Annotated in this window: 12 protein-coding genes; 1 reads left to right on the forward strand and 11 read right to left on the reverse strand. The window is 67.3% G+C overall.

What is annotated here, in order from left to right; genetic code table 11:
* Window positions 1-30: 30 nt before the first annotated feature.
* The 9 genes from OE647_RS06780 to OE647_RS06820 form a co-directional block, all read right to left on the reverse strand.
* Window positions 31-282 (reverse strand): DUF2484 family protein, encoded by a 252-nt coding sequence (locus tag OE647_RS06780; protein WP_412174930.1) that lies wholly within the window; start codon window positions 280-282, stop codon window positions 31-33.
* Entirely contained in the window at window positions 282-524 is a 243-nt protein-coding gene (locus tag OE647_RS06785) for a DUF2484 family protein (protein ID WP_263720963.1), read from the reverse strand. Before OE647_RS06785 ends, OE647_RS06780 begins: the two co-directional genes overlap by 1 nt.
* A complete protein-coding gene (locus tag OE647_RS06790) occupies window positions 521-1,708 on the reverse strand; it encodes an APC family permease (protein ID WP_263720964.1) in 1,188 nt (395 codons plus the stop codon). Before OE647_RS06790 ends, OE647_RS06785 begins: the two co-directional genes overlap by 4 nt.
* Window positions 1,709-1,795: 87 nt before the next feature.
* Window positions 1,796-3,403 carry a hypothetical protein gene (locus tag OE647_RS06795; protein ID WP_263720965.1) on the reverse strand — a complete coding sequence of 536 codons (1,608 nt, stop codon included), beginning with the start codon at window positions 3,401-3,403 and terminating at the stop codon, window positions 1,796-1,798.
* Window positions 3,404-3,450: 47 nt separating this feature from the next.
* Window positions 3,451-4,857, reverse strand: coding sequence for a UDP-N-acetylmuramate--L-alanine ligase (gene murC / locus OE647_RS06800; RefSeq protein ID WP_263720966.1), 1,407 nt, complete (start codon window positions 4,855-4,857; stop codon window positions 3,451-3,453).
* Complete coding sequence (locus tag OE647_RS06805; protein WP_263720967.1) at window positions 4,854-5,948, reverse strand: UDP-N-acetylglucosamine--N-acetylmuramyl-(pentapeptide) pyrophosphoryl-undecaprenol N-acetylglucosamine transferase; 1,095 nt, start codon at window positions 5,946-5,948, stop codon at window positions 4,854-4,856. Before OE647_RS06805 ends, murC begins: the two co-directional genes overlap by 4 nt.
* A gap of 1 nt (window position 5,949) precedes the next feature.
* The gene (locus OE647_RS06810; RefSeq protein ID WP_263720968.1) at window positions 5,950-7,116 is read right to left on the reverse strand and encodes a peptidoglycan glycosyltransferase FtsW; all 1,167 of its coding nucleotides are present in this window, start codon (window positions 7,114-7,116) and stop codon (window positions 5,950-5,952) included.
* 192 nt (window positions 7,117-7,308) lie between these two features.
* Window positions 7,309-8,202: an RNA polymerase sigma factor RpoH gene (rpoH, locus tag OE647_RS06815; RefSeq protein ID WP_263720969.1), complete on the reverse strand. Its 894-nt coding sequence runs from the start codon at window positions 8,200-8,202 to the stop codon at window positions 7,309-7,311.
* Window positions 8,203-8,388: 186 nt separating this feature from the next.
* A complete protein-coding gene (locus tag OE647_RS06820) occupies window positions 8,389-9,435 on the reverse strand; it encodes an RluA family pseudouridine synthase (protein ID WP_263720970.1) in 1,047 nt (348 codons plus the stop codon).
* On the opposite strand from OE647_RS06820, the gene OE647_RS06825 reads away from it, so the two are divergent.
* Complete coding sequence (locus tag OE647_RS06825; protein ID WP_263720971.1) at window positions 9,434-9,754, forward strand: DUF6476 family protein; 321 nt, start codon at window positions 9,434-9,436, stop codon at window positions 9,752-9,754. The two genes, OE647_RS06820 and OE647_RS06825, sit on opposite strands and share 2 nt — an antisense overlap.
* On the opposite strand, the gene OE647_RS06830 is transcribed toward OE647_RS06825, so the two are convergent.
* Together OE647_RS06830 and yghX are read right to left on the reverse strand one after the other, a co-directional pair.
* Complete coding sequence (locus OE647_RS06830) at window positions 9,738-12,797, reverse strand: aminotransferase class III-fold pyridoxal phosphate-dependent enzyme (protein ID WP_263720972.1); 3,060 nt, start codon at window positions 12,795-12,797, stop codon at window positions 9,738-9,740. The two genes, OE647_RS06825 and OE647_RS06830, sit on opposite strands and share 17 nt — an antisense overlap.
* Window positions 12,798-12,974: 177 nt before the next feature.
* The gene (gene yghX / locus OE647_RS06835) at window positions 12,975-13,862 is read right to left on the reverse strand and encodes a YghX family hydrolase (protein ID WP_263720973.1); all 888 of its coding nucleotides are present in this window, start codon (window positions 13,860-13,862) and stop codon (window positions 12,975-12,977) included.
* Between the last annotated feature and the right edge of the window lie 95 nt (window positions 13,863-13,957).

Raw genomic sequence — 13,957 nt, forward strand, 5'->3', positions numbered from 1 at the left:
TCAGCGGCCGCCGGGCTGCAATTCCGGCGCTCATCCCCTAGGCCTTGCGCATTTGCGGAGCCACCGCAGCAGGTAGATTGCCGGCCAGCGCAGAATCGACAACGCCCCCGCCAGGACGGCCAACCCGGCCCAAGGGCCGTTCTGCCAGAACACGCCCGCAAGGATCGGAAGCCCGACCGCGATCAAGACGTAGGCGGCACGCCAGTGGTAATCGCGCGAGGGCGTGAAGGCGATCGCCGTCGCCACGAGGAACCAGAGCGCCGCGGCGGCAAGCGAAAGCATCAGCGGCCCACCCGCCCAAGCGCCCGGCGCGCCAGATAGAAGAGCGGCCGGCGAAACATCGACACGAACCCGGCTATCGCTGCGAAACACGCCCACACCCCGTATTCGAGGCCGACCATGCCGATCAGCACCGGCGCCGCGCCCAAAAGGAACAGTCCCGGCGCGAATTGGCGCCGCATCGGCAGAAAGGCCGTGATCGTCGCGGCAATCACCCAAAGGCAAATAAGGATCTGCAAGGTCATCCGAACGCCCCTGCGGCCGCCGCCAACGCCGCCCCGGCGGCAAAGAGCCCCACCCAAGGTACGAAGACCGGCACGCGGAAGGGCGCATCGGGCGCGCGGCGCTTGATCAGGATCAGCGCCACATTGACCATTAGGAAAACCGTCAGCAGCACGGCAGAGGTCGCCTCTGCCAGCGCCACCACCGGCAGCGCCAGCGCGGCCCCGATCAGACCCGCGCCGACAAGCAAGGTCGCGCGGACCGGGGTGCCGAAACGCGGATGGGCGTGGTGAAAGGGTCGAAGCCAGCCCACGCGCCGCCCCAGGCCGAAAAGAACCCGCGCGGTCATGACGATCTGGGCGAGGACGCCGTTGGTCGCCGCCGCCACCGCGATCGCCGAGAGGAACACCGCGCTCCGCCCCGTCGCCGTTTCCCACAGAAGCGCCAGTGGCCGCTCGCTTTGCGCGACCAGCGCATGCGGTACGGCCCGGACGGCGGCCAGCGACACCGCGCCGTAAAGCACCGCCGTAATGACCAACGACAACAGGATGGCCCGTGGCAGGGTCCGGGCGGGGTCGCGCACTTCTTCGGCCATGTTCTCGATATTGTCGAAACCGATGAAGGCGAAGAAGCATAAGGAGATTGCGGCGGCCACGCCCGGCCAGTGCGGTGCGGCGGGCATGGTCCAGTCGGTGACCGGCTCCGCCAGGAAGCCGGCGCCCGCGACCACCAGCAGGCCCGCGACCTCGATCGCCGTCAAAACCGCGGCGAAGACCATGCTTTCCAGAACCCCCACCAGCGCGATCGCGACCAGTCCGAGCCCCATCGCGAGGATCAGCCAGGGCTCCGCGACCGGCACCAGGGCGCCCAAATAGCCGACCCCACCGCGAAGGACGGCTGCCCCCGAAATCGTGCCCATCAGGACGATCGCCAGCCCGACCGCCAGCCCGATCGCGGTCGAGTTGAAGCCGCGTTCGACAAAGGCGACCTCCCCCGCCGCCTCGGGCATGCGCGTCGCAAGCTCGGCGTAGGAGAGCGCCGAGGGCACTGCGACAAGCCCCGCCATCAGAAAGGCGAGCGGCGCCCAGATACCCGAAAGCCCGATGACGGCGCCGACCAGAACATAGATCCCCGCACCGACGATCACGCCGACGCCATAAGCCGTCAGCAACCCAAGCCCAAGGCGGCGCTTCAGTTTTGCGGGCATGGGGACGGACCGTGGTCGAGGCAGGTTGTCATGGCTGTTGATTAGTATGAGCCGATCAAGGGTGCAATGAATGCGCCGCCAAGTCGATCAGGAAAGAGTGCCGCCCATCCCGTCGATGAACTCTTTCACCCAATGCGCAAGCTCGGGCACATTTTCTTGCAGCGCGTCGATACCCTTATCCAGCTTGTTCGCGGCATCGGCCGCTTCGATCAACCTCTTCGCAAGGCTGACCTTGTTTGGTTTTGCGCCTTCGCCCGCTTCCGCCTTGTCGATGATAAAGGCACGCGCCGCCCTGGGCAGTGCCGCCGTCATGAAATACCAGGCGCTTTTTCTCGCATCCTCGCTGGATGAGGGATCGGAGATCACGGCCAATGCCTCAAAAGCCGCTCGTTTGAGCATGCCGTCCGAATCCAAATGCAATCCGAAGGCAGAGGTTATCAGCGTTCGCTTCCGCTCTGCCGACCACAGGTCGTAGCGAAGATCCGATTTGCGCTTCAATTGCTCCACGATCTCAGGGGAGGTCAGGCATATGTCCTCTGCACACCCCTCAAGACCGGACAGAAAGCGCGTGACGTAGCTCTCGCCATAATATCCATCCGCGCGCGCGATGGTTTCCATCTCGGTCTTCGATGCCTCGATGGCCTTGAACAATGTGTAGGGCTGGTCGGGATAGCGGCGCATGTCACGACGCAGCAGGTCGATGACGGGCTTGAAGGCAAGTTGCACTGACTGTCCAAAGTTCGCGGCCCGGATCGCCTTGCAGCGCTTGTGGAAGTCGTCGATCAGCGACCTCACATCCCGGATGACGTCGGACATGTCGCGCGCTTCGACGGCGCTGGCGGTGAACTTGACCTTTGCGTGGTCGAAGTCGATGCGCCAGGCGAACGGGTTTTCGCGGATGACGGCCGAGAGCTTGCCGAGGGCCTCCTGCTCCCGTCGCCATTCATCTTCGATCTCGCGGATCTGCGCAGCAACCCCGTCCGGCCCCTGTTTCCATATATCCTCGGGGATAAGCGCCACGCGGCGCTGGAGGTCCCAGTCGAGTTGCTGGCCCGACAGCACCCCGTCCCACCAGCGGGTCCAGAAACCCCAACGGTCGGCGCCCTCGCGCGCCCAGATCGCGCGCATTTTTGCATCGGCAGAGGTGAACCAGTCGGGCGGATCGCCGGACCAAAGGGGCGCTTGCAAAGGATCCTCGCCGTTTTCGATCCGAATGGCATCTGTCCGCACCTGCACCCATAGCAAGGAGATGGCGGGGGCGGCGGCGCGGGCGGCGGCGTCGGCGTCGGCGAAGGCGGCGCGGGCGGAGGCGGCGGCGTCATCGGCGTAGGCGGCACGGGCGGCGGCGGCGGCGGCGGCGGCGGCGCGGGCGGCGACGTAGGCGGGGGCGGCGGCGTAGGCGGGGGCGGCGGCGCGGACGGCGGCGTAGGTGGGGGCGGCGCGGGCGGAGGCGCGAGCGGCGGCCTTGACCTCAGGGGTTGAATCTTTGCGCGCAACCCCTGAGGTTAGCAAAGCCCGCAGAAGTGGCAGCCATGTCAACTGACGTTCGCGTGCCCTTGTCGGTTGTTCGGCACCGAACAAAGGCAACACACCGCAAGCGATACGCTGCGCGATGGCGACCGCGTCGCCTTGGGGCCGGCCTCTCAGCCACGCCCTCAGGCTTTCCCCGTCCTTGATATCCGCTGCCTCAACCATGCCGCAACGCTGGCCGAAAACCGGCGGTCACGCAAGGGGATAGGGCCTCAGCCCTTCAGCCGCTCCGGCAGGGCGTTGGCCCAGGTGCTGATGGTGCCGGCGCCGAGGCAGACGACCATGTCGCCGGGGCGGGCCTGTTCGCGGACCAGGCGCACAAGGTCGCCCTCATCCATGATCGCGCGGGCGTGGCGGTGGCCGTGGGCGATCAGCCCCGCGACCAGGTCATCGCGCGAGGCGCCGGGGATCGGGTCCTCGCCCGCCGCGTAGACTTCGGCGATGGCGACCACGTCGGCCTCGTTGAAGCAGGTGCAGAAGTCCTCGAAGAGGCTCGACAGGCGCGAGTAGCGGTGCGGCTGGTGGACGGCGATTACGCGACCCTTGGTCGCCTGGCGCGCGGCCTTCAGCACCGCCGCGATCTCCACCGGGTGGTGGCCGTAATCGTCGATGATGGTGACGCCGCCGACCTCGCCCACCTTGGTGAAGCGGCGGTTGACGCCGCCGAAGGCCGCGAGTGCCGCGCGGATCTCGTCCTTTTTCATGCCGAGGTGGCGCGCGACCGCGACCGCGGCCAAAGCGTTCGAGACATTGTGGTCGCCCGGCATCGGCAGGGTGCAGCCCTCGATCACCGAACCCTCGCCCTCGCCCTGAAGCGCCACGTCGAAATGCGCGACCCCGTTTTCATAGGTCAGGTTCACCGCCCGCACGTCGGCCTGGGCGTTGAAGCCAAAGGTGACGACCCGGCGGTCCGCGATGCGCCCGACCAGCGCCTGCACCTCCGGGTGGTCGGTGCAGCAGACGGCCAGCCCGTAGAAGGGGATGTTGGAGACGAAGTCGTAAAACCCCTTGCGCAGGTTTTCGATCGTGCCCCAGTGCTCCATGTGCTCGGGGTCGATGTTGGTGACGATGGCGATGGTCGCGGGCAGGCGGTTGAAGCTGCCGTCGCTTTCGTCGGCCTCGACCACCATCCATTCGCCAGCGCCCGCGCGCGCGTTTGATCCGTAAGCGTGGATGATGCCGCCGTTGATGACGGTCGGGTCGAAGCCGCCCTTGTCGAGAAGCGTTGCCACCATCGTGGTCGTGGTGGTCTTGCCATGCGTGCCCGCGACCGCGACGTTCGACCGCAGCCGCATCAACTCGGCCAGCATCTCGGCCCGGCGCACGACGGGCAGGCCGCGCTGGCGCGCCTCCTCCAACTCGGGGTTGCCACGCTTGATGGCGGAAGAGATGACGACAACGGCGGCCTCGCCGATGTTCTCGGCCTTCTGGCCTTCGAAGAAGGCGGCACCCAACCGGACGAGGCGGTCGGTGATCTTCGACGCCTTGGCGTCCGATCCCTGCACCCGGTAGCCCAGCGTCATCAGGACCTCGGCGATGCCGGACATGCCGATGCCGCCGATGCCGATGAAGTGGATGGGGCCAAGCTCGCCGGGAAGTTTCGTCGCCGCTGCGTTCATCTGTTTTCTTTCGCTGCCAGAGCCTCGACCATGACGGCAAGCCGCCCGGTCGCGTCCGGGATGCCGTAGGCAAGGGCCCCATGGGCCATCTTCACCGCGGCACCGGGGTTTTCGAGGATCGCGGCGACATGGCTGCAAAGCGTGGCGGCGTCAAGCTTCGATTCCGGAATCAGCACCGCCGCATCCGCCGCTGCAAGGCCATGGGCATTCGCCGTCTGGTGATCACCGGCCGCCGCCGCGAAGGGGATGAGGATCGAGGGGCGTCCGATGACCGAGATATCGGCGATCGAGGAAGCACCGGAGCGGGAGATGACCAGTTGCGCCTCCGACAGGCGCCGGGGCACGTCGGCGAAGAAGGGCGCGACCTCGGCCGCGATCCCGGCGGCGGCATAGGCCGCCATGACCCGGTCCGCGTCCTCGGGCCGGGCCTGGTGGGCGACGCGCAGGTGCCCGCGCTGCCGCGCCGGCAGCGCAGCGAGCGCGGCGGGCACCATATCGGAGAGGATGCGCGCGCCCTGGCTGCCGCCGATCACAAGCAGGCTCATCGGGTAGTCCCCCGGCGGGATATAAGGCGCGCCCGCGCGTTCGAGCACGGCCGCGCGAACCGGGTTGCCGGTGTGGGTCGCGCTCACGCCCTCGGGCAGTTCCGTGGGCCAGGTGCCGCAAGCCACCTGATCGACGCGCAGCGCGAAAAGCCGGTTGACCCGGCCCAGGACGCCGTTCTGTTCATGGATCATGCGCGGCAGACGCAGGATCGTCGCCGCCGCCAGCGCGGGGATCGTGGGGTAGCCGCCAAAACCCACGACAACGGTTGGCCGGTCCCGGCGCAGGGCCCAGACCGCCGAAAGAATGCCGCCCGCGATGCGGAAGGGCGCGGCCAGCTTGGCGAGCGGGCCGCCGCGCGCGAAGGTGGCGGAGGCGACGGTCTCGATCTCGACCCCCTTGGGGAACCCCCCGACATAGCGCGCGCCGCGCTCGTCCGTCGAAAGCTTCACCCGCCAGCCCTGCGCCAGCATCGCCTCGGCCAGGGCCTGCGCGGGAAACATGTGGCCGCCGGTCCCGCCGGCGGCAATCAGCAAGAGCCGTCCCATATCAGCGCCCCCGCCGTCCGATGATATCGCTGATGCGCCCTTGCGGCCGGCTGCGGGTGAAGGCCAGCAGCATGCCCACCGCGATCCCGCTCGCGATGACGGAGGAGCCGCCGTAGCTGACGAAGGGCAGCGTCATGCCCTTGGCGGGCAGAAGCCGCACCGCCACCCCCATGTTGATCAGCGCCTGCACCCCGAAGGCACAGGCCAGCCCCGTCCCGGCCAGCCGGATGAACGGATCGCGTTCACGCATCAGCCGGAAGAGGGAGCGCACCGTGATGAAGGCATAAAGGGTGATGATCATCAGGACCATGATCAGCCCGTATTCCTCGGCCGCGACGGCAATGATGAAGTCGGTATGCGCGTCGGGAAGCGACCATTTCACCGTCCCCTCGCCCACGCCGACGCCGAAGATGCCCCCCTCCTGGATCGCGTTCGTCGCGTAGCCGATCTGGGTGCGCGGGTCGATCTCGGACGACAGGAACCCGTCGATCCGGCGCGCGAAATGCTCGGAGGCGTTGTAGGCCGTCAGCCCGCCAGCCACGACCATCCCCGCGACGACGGTCAGAAGCAGGAAAGGTGCGCCGCCGACGAAATACATCACGCCCCAGGCGAAGAGCACAAGGCAGGCCTGACCGAAATCGGGCTGCATGGCAAGCAGCAGCACGATCACCAGCGTCAGGACGAAGGAATAAAGCCGCCCCGGCGGGCCGTTGATTTCCTGTGCGGCGGCCATAAGCCAGGCCGTCAGGATCACGTAGCCGGGCTTGAGGAACTCCGACGGCTGGAACGAGGCGAAGCCCAGCGAATACCAGCGCACCGCACCCTTGCCGAAGTCGGTTCCCAGGAACGGCAGGAACATCAGCGCGACGAAGGCGCCCAGAAAGCCCAGGACCCCAAGCCGGCGCACCATGTCGGGTGACATCATCGAAGTGATCATCATCGCCACGATGGCCGTGGCGCCAAAGACCGCCTGCCGCGACACGTAGTAGAAGGGATCGAGCCCGTTCTTCTCCGCCAGCGGGACAGAGGCCGCAAGTCCGAGAAGCAGGCCAAGGCCGAAAAGGGCGATCACTGCCCCCAGCGCCCAGCGGTCGATCGTGCGCCACCAGCGTGGAAGGATTGGCTCGCCCGCGCGCGCGGGCACGGAGCCGAAGACCATTTCAGTCATGGGATACCGCCGTCTCTGCCTCTGTCCGCCCGTTTTCCGGGTCTGTGCGGAACTCTAGCGAAGGACCGGGCGAAAGGCCAGCAAAACTCGTGCGCGGAACCGCCGGGCGGCGGGGTTTTGCCGGGCCGGATCGGGCAGTAAAAAGCGGCCGCCCGAACCGGGGCGGCCGTTTGTCTGGGTGGGTGCGAAACCTCAGTTCGCGGGCAGCATCCCCTGCTCGCGCGCCAGTTGCTTCATGCGGGTCTGGAGCTTTTCGAAGGCCCGCACCTCGATCTGACGGATCCGCTCGCGGCTGACGTCGTAGCGCGTCGAGAGGTCCTCTAGCGTCATCGGATCCTCGCGCAGGCGCCGCTCGATCAGGATGTCGCGCTCCCGCTCGTTGAGCGCTTCCATCGCGCGGTCCATCAGAGCGCGGCGCGCCTCAAGCTCCTCGGCCTCGGCATAGGCCCCGGCCTGGTCGGCGTCCTCGTCCTCCAGCCAGTCCTGCCACTGGCTGCCGCCGTCCTCCGCCCCGATCTGGGCGTTAAGCGAGGCGTCGGAGCCCGACAGGCGCCGGTTCATGTCGATGACCTCGTCCTCCGAAACATTGAGGTCGCGAGCGATCTGGGCGACGTTTTCGGGGCGCAGGTCGCCCTCCTCCAGCGCACCGATCTTCGACTTGGCCTTGCGCAGGTTGAAGAACAGCTTCTTCTGCGCCGAGGTCGTGCCGAGCTTCACCAGGCTCCAGGACCGCAGGATATATTCCTGGATCGAGGCGCGGATCCACCACATCGCATAGGTCGCGAGCCGGAAGCCCCTTTCGGGGTCGAAACGCTTGACCGCCTGCATCAGGCCCACATTCGCTTCCGAGATCACCTCGGCCTGGGGAAGCCCGTAGCCGCGGTAGCCCATCGCGATCTTCGCCGCGAGCCGCAGGTGAGAGGTCACGAGCTTGTGGGCGGCGGGCGCGTCCTCATGATCGGCCCAACGCTTGGCAAGCATGTATTCTTCTTCAGGCTCCAGCAGCGGGAACTTGCGGATTTCCTGCAAATAGCGGTTCAGGCCCTGTTCAGGACTGGGTGCGGGAAGATTGCTGTAACTCGTCATACTTACCCCGTTTCTCCCTTCGGACCCGCGAAAATAGGGCCGTCAGGGTTTGTGTTCAAGCCGCCACAACCGCGCAGGCGCGCAGTCTGGCACTCCTCTTTGAACGCAAGATGAACATTCTTCCGTCGCGATACGAGATTTGTGACATTCCGCTCACGCGGTTGTCAGGACGGTTTCAGAACGATTTCAGGTCGGGCCTGCGCCCTGCAGGACGTCAAGCAGCGCGGCCATATCGGCCGGAAGCGGGCTTTCGAACTCCAGCCACTCCCCCGTGACCGGATGGGAAAATCCCAGCGCCGCGGCGTGGAGCGCCTGGCGGGGGAACAGGGCCGCGGCCTCCACCGCCGCCTCCCCGACCGCCTTGGGCGACAGCTTTCGCCGCCCGCCATAGGTCTGGTCGCCCACCAGCCCGTGACCGACATGGGCCATGTGCACGCGGATCTGATGCGTGCGCCCGGTTTCAAGCCAGCACTCCACCAGCGCTGCGGCCGGCGGCGCGCCGAAGCTCTCAAGCACCCTGACGCGCGTGACCGCGTGCCGCCCGCCTTGGAACAGCACCGCCTGGCGCTGTCGGTCGGTCTTGTGGCGGGCAAGCTGGGTCGTGATCTTGAGGATGCCGCCGGGCTCGAAGCTCGTGCCCTTGACGCCATGCAGGCGCGGGTCGTTGGCGTCGGGCGCGCCCTGGACGATCGCCAGGTAGCGCCGCTTGACCGTGTGCTTTTCGAACTGCTTGGCAAGCCCGTGATGCGCGCGGTCCGACTTGGCGACCACCAGAAGCCCGGTCGTATCCTTGTCGATGCGATGCACGATCCCCGGCCGCCGTTCGCCGCCGATGCCGGACAGCGTATCGCCGCAGTGATGCAGAAGCGCGTTGACGAGCGTGCCGTCATAGGACCCCGGCGCAGGGTGGACGACCATGCCCGCGGGCTTGTCGATCACGATCAGGTCGGCGTCTTCCCAGACGACGCTCAGCGGGATGTCCTGTGCCCGCGTCTCGACCACCTCGGCCGGGCCCAGCGCGATCTCATAGACCTCGCCCTCCGCCACGCGGGCCTTCGGATTGTCCATGACTGCGCCGTCGCGGCGCACGGCGCCTTCGGCCAAGAGCTTCGCCAGGCGCGAGCGTGACAGCGCCGCTTCCTCTGGCACATCGCGGGTCAGCGCCTTATCAAGGCGGTCGGGCGGGTTTTCCCCGATCGTCACGCTCAGAATGCGGTCCGAAAGGTCAGACATGAACGATGCTCCAGAGGCCGGGCCGGGTGTCAGCCCCGCCGATCTCAGATTTCTCAAGCGGCTTGTCACGGTCTTGGCCGGGACGATGATCCTTGGCCTCATAACGATCATGGCGCTGCTTGTCATCCGCCTCCAGGCGGTCGAGCGTCCAGCCCCCGTCCTGCCGGAGGCGGTGAGCCTGCCCGAGGGCGTCACCCCCGAGGCAATCACCTTCGGGCGCGGCTGGTATGCGGTCGTGACCAGCGACGACCGCATCCTGATCTTCGATGCGGACAGCCATAAGATGCTGTCCGAAACCGCGATCACCCTGCCGCGCTAGGTCCCGACGCGGCCAGATCGGCAAAGGCCCGCTCTAGCGCGTCGCAGAGGATATCGGCCTCCGCCCGTCCGAACACCATCGGCGGCTTGAACTTCAGCACGTTGTCAAGCGGACCGTCGGTCGAGGCGAGAACCCCCTGCTGGCGGATATGGTTGACGATCCAGCCCGCCTCGGCCGTGGCGGGTTCCAGCGTCTCTTGGTTGCGCACCAGCTCGACGCCCGAAAACAGGCCCCGCCCGCGCACATCCCCGATCAGCGGCGCACGCCGCGCCATGTCGCGGAAGCGGTCCAGCATGTAGCGGCCTGTTTCCAGCGCCGTCTGCTGAAGGCCCTCGCCCTCGATCACGTCGAGGACGGCCATGCCGACGGCCATCGACACCGGGTTGCCGCCGAAGGAGTTGAAATACTCCATGCCGTTGGCGAACGTCGCGGCAAGTTCGCGTGTGGTGACGACGGCAGCAAGGGGGTGGCCGTTGCCGATGGGCTTGCCCATCACCACGATATCCGGAACGACGCCCTGCAACTCGAACCCCCAGAAGGTCTCGCCCACGCGACCGAAGCCACATTGCACCTCATCCGCGATGCAAAGCCCGCCTGCGGCGCGGACCTGTTCGTAAACCGATTTCAGGTAGCCGTCGGGATAGACGACCTGCCCGCCCACGCCCGAGATGCTTTCGGCGATGAAGGCGGCGGCGGATGTACCGGTCTTGGCCCGGACCGCTTCAAGACAGCGCGCCACATCGCCCGCATAGGCCCGTCCCGAAGCCTCGGACATGCCCTTGTGGGGGCCGCGGTAGGGGTCGGGGAAGGCCGCGATCTCGACGAAGTCGGGCTGGGGATAGCCGCCCTTGCGCTTGAACTTGTAGGGGCTGACATCGACCATGCCGCCCGAGTTGCCGTGATAGGCCCAGTCGAGCACCACGGTCGATTTCTTGCCCATGGCCGTGCGCGCGATGCGCAGCGCCAGCTCGTTCGCCTCGGTGCCCGAGTTCACGAAATAGGCGACCTTAAGATCGCCGGGCAGTTTCGCGGTCAGCCGTTCGGAATAGTCGAGGATCAGCTCGCTCAGGTAGCGGGTGTTGGTGTTCAGGATCCCGGCCTGCCGCGCGATCGCGGCCACCACCTGCGGGTTGCAGTGCCCGACATGGGTGATGTTGTTGACCGCGTCCAGATAGCGCCGGCCGGAATGGTCGATCAGCCAGGGCCCCTCGCCCCGCACCATCTTCAGCTTCTCCGCGTAGGAGATCGACAGCGACGGGCCGATGGCGCGCGCGCGCCGCGCCAGAAGCTCGGCGGGGGGATGCGGGTCGAGGGTGAAGCTTTCGGGCGCGAGCCGCAGGATCAGGTTCGGGTCGATGCAGATGTCGGACCAGACATCCCAGTGGCTGTCATGCCCGACGCCGAAGAAGTTGCCCCCGTCCTGCGCCAGCATGTCGGTCATGATCTGGAAATGCAGATGCGGCGACCAGCCACCGTTTTCGTGCCAGTCGCCGAGGTGGCCGACAAGCTGTCCCGCCTCGATCCGTTGGCCCGTCTGGGCGAGACCCGGAAGTGTCCCCGCAAGGTGGCCGTAGAGGGTCCAGAACCGCACCCCTTCCGGGGTCGCGTGCTCAAGGATCAGCGTGTGGCCGTAGTCGAGCGGGTCGGCATTGTAGGCGACGAAGGCCACCGTGCCTGCGAGCGGCGCGTGAACCGGCGTGCCCTTGGCGGCAAAGATGTCGATGCCGGTGTGGCGCGTGCGCCGCTCGGGGCTGGCGGCGTCGGCGAACTGGTCGCTGGCATAGACCGAGCGCCGCTCGCCATAGGGACCGAAGCCGTAGAAGGCGACATTCTCGGGCAGGTTCGCGGGGCGCTGGCCCGCGAACCACGCATCAAAGGCGCGGTCGGAAAAGGCCGGCATGCCGGGATGCGAGCCATCGGTCAGAAGCGCGATCCGTGCGGCGCGGCCGGGGTCGGGCTGGACGACGGGGATCGGCTTCGCCTGCGCCAGATGCGCGCGCACCGACGCCGCGGCGCGGGTCGCGTCAAACCCCGCAGCCTTGCGGCAGAGCCCCACCATGAATTCCGGATCAACCCGCTCCAGCCGCTCCAGCACCGCGAAGGCGGGGCCCTGGCTGATCGTCAGATAGGCGTTGTCCGGGTGCTCCTTCGCCCGGCGGGAGGAGATGCAGACGCTCATCGCCAGCCGCATCCGCATCAGGTCGAAAAGCACCTCCGCCTCGTCCTCAGTAATCGGAAAGTCCGCGACATAGCCACGAATCACCGCCCGGATAGCGGCATAAAGGTCGGGTGCGTCGAGGATCGCATAGGCCAGCGTGATCGCCAGTTCGTTGATCGTGCGCCCGTGGGCCATGTCGCCGAAGTCGATCAGGCCGGCGACATGGTCCGGGTTCGCGCCGTCAACGATCACGTTGTTGTCGTTGGCGTCCTGATGCAAGACCGATGCGCGAAGTCCGGGCAGGCGCGGCGCGACGCGGGTGCGGTAGCGCCCGAAGAGCGCGCCCACCAGCGCGCGGCGGGCCGGATCAGCGATGTCATCGGCCCAGCTTTCCACCCCGGCCGCGTTGTCCAGCGACCACAGGAACCCCTCGCGGAAGGCCGCCGGATGGCCGAAGCCCTGCATCGCGCGCGTCAGCCGGCCCATGAAGCCCCCCAGGCTTTCAAGCTGCCCAAGGCTCCTCGGCGCAGACGACAGCAGCGGCCCCTCGACCCAGGTGACAAGCCGCACCTGGCCCAGGCCGTGGCCGGTTTCGGCCTCGGCCCCGTCGCTGCCCTCAAGGGTCGGGACGACGCGCGGGATCCCGGCCATGCCCTGCCCCTCCAGGTGCTTCATCACCGCCGTCTGGAGCGCGATCTGCCCCCTGTCCTCCCCCGCGTTCGAGATCTTGAGGACATAGCGCCGCCCCCCGGCCTCCAGCCGCGCGTTCTGATCGCGTTCGGAGATCAGCGGATGCAGCTTCCCTTCCAGCCCCCAATGCCGGCGGGCGAGTTCGGCGAGCCGGTGATCGTCAAGCGCGGGCGGTGGGGTCTCAAAAGCGGACATGGGGCTTCCTGACGGCAAGTTGCTGGAACGGTTGCCAAACCACGCCGCAGGGCGCCGGAAGATCGGCGCGGCGGACGCGGTCCGGCCTCCCGCCGCTTCTAACACCGCTTCGCGGCGATGAACCAGCCCCGGGGCCCGAAATCCCGACCCAACGACGACCCCATTGGGCCAGCTTGACTAGGCGAGCCTGTCGGCCAGGAACGCGACGGTGCGCGCCCAAGCGAGTTCCGCCGCCGCTGCGTCGTAGCGGGGCGTGGTATCGTTGTGGAATCCGTGGTTGGCGCCCTCATAGATGAAGGCCTGATAATCCGTTCCGGCGGCCTTCAGTGCGGCTTCATAGCCCGGCCAGCCCGCGTTCACCCGATCGTCGAGGCCCGCGTAGTGAATCATCAGCGCCGCCTTGATCCGCGGCACATCGCCCGCATCCGGCTGACGGCCGTAGAACGGCACGGCGGCTTTCAGTTCCGGATAGGCCACCGCGGCGGCGTTCGCGGCGCCGCCGCCGTAGCAGAACCCGATGATGCCGACCTTGCCGGTGGACCCTTCGTGCGCCATCAGATGCTCCACTGCGGCGAAGAAGTCGTTCATCAGCTTGACCGGATCGACCTGCCTTTGCAGTTCGCGTCCCGCCTCGTCATTGCCTGGATAGCCCCCGACGGAACTCAACCCGTCGGGCGCCAACGCCATGAATCCCGCCTTGGCCAGCCGCCGGGCCACGTCCTCGATGTGGGGGTTCAGGCCACGGTTCTCATGCACCACGACGACCGCGGGCAACCGCCCCGTCGCCGCGGCGGGCCGCACCAAGTAACCGCGCACCATCCCATTCCCCTGCGGTGAGGGGTAGTCGATGTAGTCGGCGCGAATGCCGGGGTCGTTGACGCTGACCTGTTCGGCCAGTGCGTAGTCCGGGCTCATCATTCCCAGGATCGCCGAGGCGGTCAGCCCGCCAACCGCGTATTTCGCGGCACGGTCCAGAAAGTCGCGCTTGGTGATCAGGCCGTGGGCGTAGAAATCGTAAAGCTCAAGCAATTCGGGCGCGAAGTCGCGTGCGGTCAAACGAGTCATCTCGGCCTCCCTGCATCAATGCCCGGAGGCTAGCACGGGACGAGTGTTTGCGGTCTCACGGGCGCGTGACATGCGCCGCGCTCGACAGCGGGGGG

This window comes from Albidovulum sediminicola (assembly GCF_025751575.1).
GTDB classification, from domain to species: Bacteria; Pseudomonadota; Alphaproteobacteria; order Rhodobacterales; family Rhodobacteraceae; genus Albidovulum; species Albidovulum sediminicola.

Bases quoted from the DNA above. Each gene is read 5' to 3' on its own strand.
- OE647_RS06780 (WP_412174930.1), bottom strand. From the start codon at position 282: ATGCTTTCGCTTGCCGCCGCGGCGCTCTGGTTCCTCGTGGCGACGGCG.
- OE647_RS06785 (WP_263720963.1), bottom strand. From the start codon at position 524: ATGACCTTGCAGATCCTTATTTGCCTTTGGGTGATTGCCGCGACGATC.
- OE647_RS06790 (WP_263720964.1), bottom strand. From the start codon at position 1,708: ATGCCCGCAAAACTGAAGCGCCGCCTTGGGCTTGGGTTGCTGACGGCT.
- OE647_RS06795 (WP_263720965.1), bottom strand. From the start codon at position 3,403: ATGGTTGAGGCAGCGGATATCAAGGACGGGGAAAGCCTGAGGGCGTGG.
- murC (WP_263720966.1), bottom strand. From the start codon at position 4,857: ATGAACGCAGCGGCGACGAAACTTCCCGGCGAGCTTGGCCCCATCCAC.
- OE647_RS06805 (WP_263720967.1), bottom strand. From the start codon at position 5,948: ATGGGACGGCTCTTGCTGATTGCCGCCGGCGGGACCGGCGGCCACATG.
- OE647_RS06810 (WP_263720968.1), bottom strand. From the start codon at position 7,116: ATGACTGAAATGGTCTTCGGCTCCGTGCCCGCGCGCGCGGGCGAGCCA.
- rpoH (WP_263720969.1), bottom strand. From the start codon at position 8,202: ATGACGAGTTACAGCAATCTTCCCGCACCCAGTCCTGAACAGGGCCTG.
- OE647_RS06825 (WP_263720971.1), top strand. From the start codon at position 9,434: ATGAACGATGCTCCAGAGGCCGGGCCGGGTGTCAGCCCCGCCGATCTC.
- OE647_RS06820 (WP_263720970.1), bottom strand. From the start codon at position 9,435: ATGTCTGACCTTTCGGACCGCATTCTGAGCGTGACGATCGGGGAAAAC.
- OE647_RS06830 (WP_263720972.1), bottom strand. From the start codon at position 12,797: ATGTCCGCTTTTGAGACCCCACCGCCCGCGCTTGACGATCACCGGCTC.
- yghX (WP_263720973.1), bottom strand. From the start codon at position 13,862: ATGACTCGTTTGACCGCACGCGACTTCGCGCCCGAATTGCTTGAGCTT.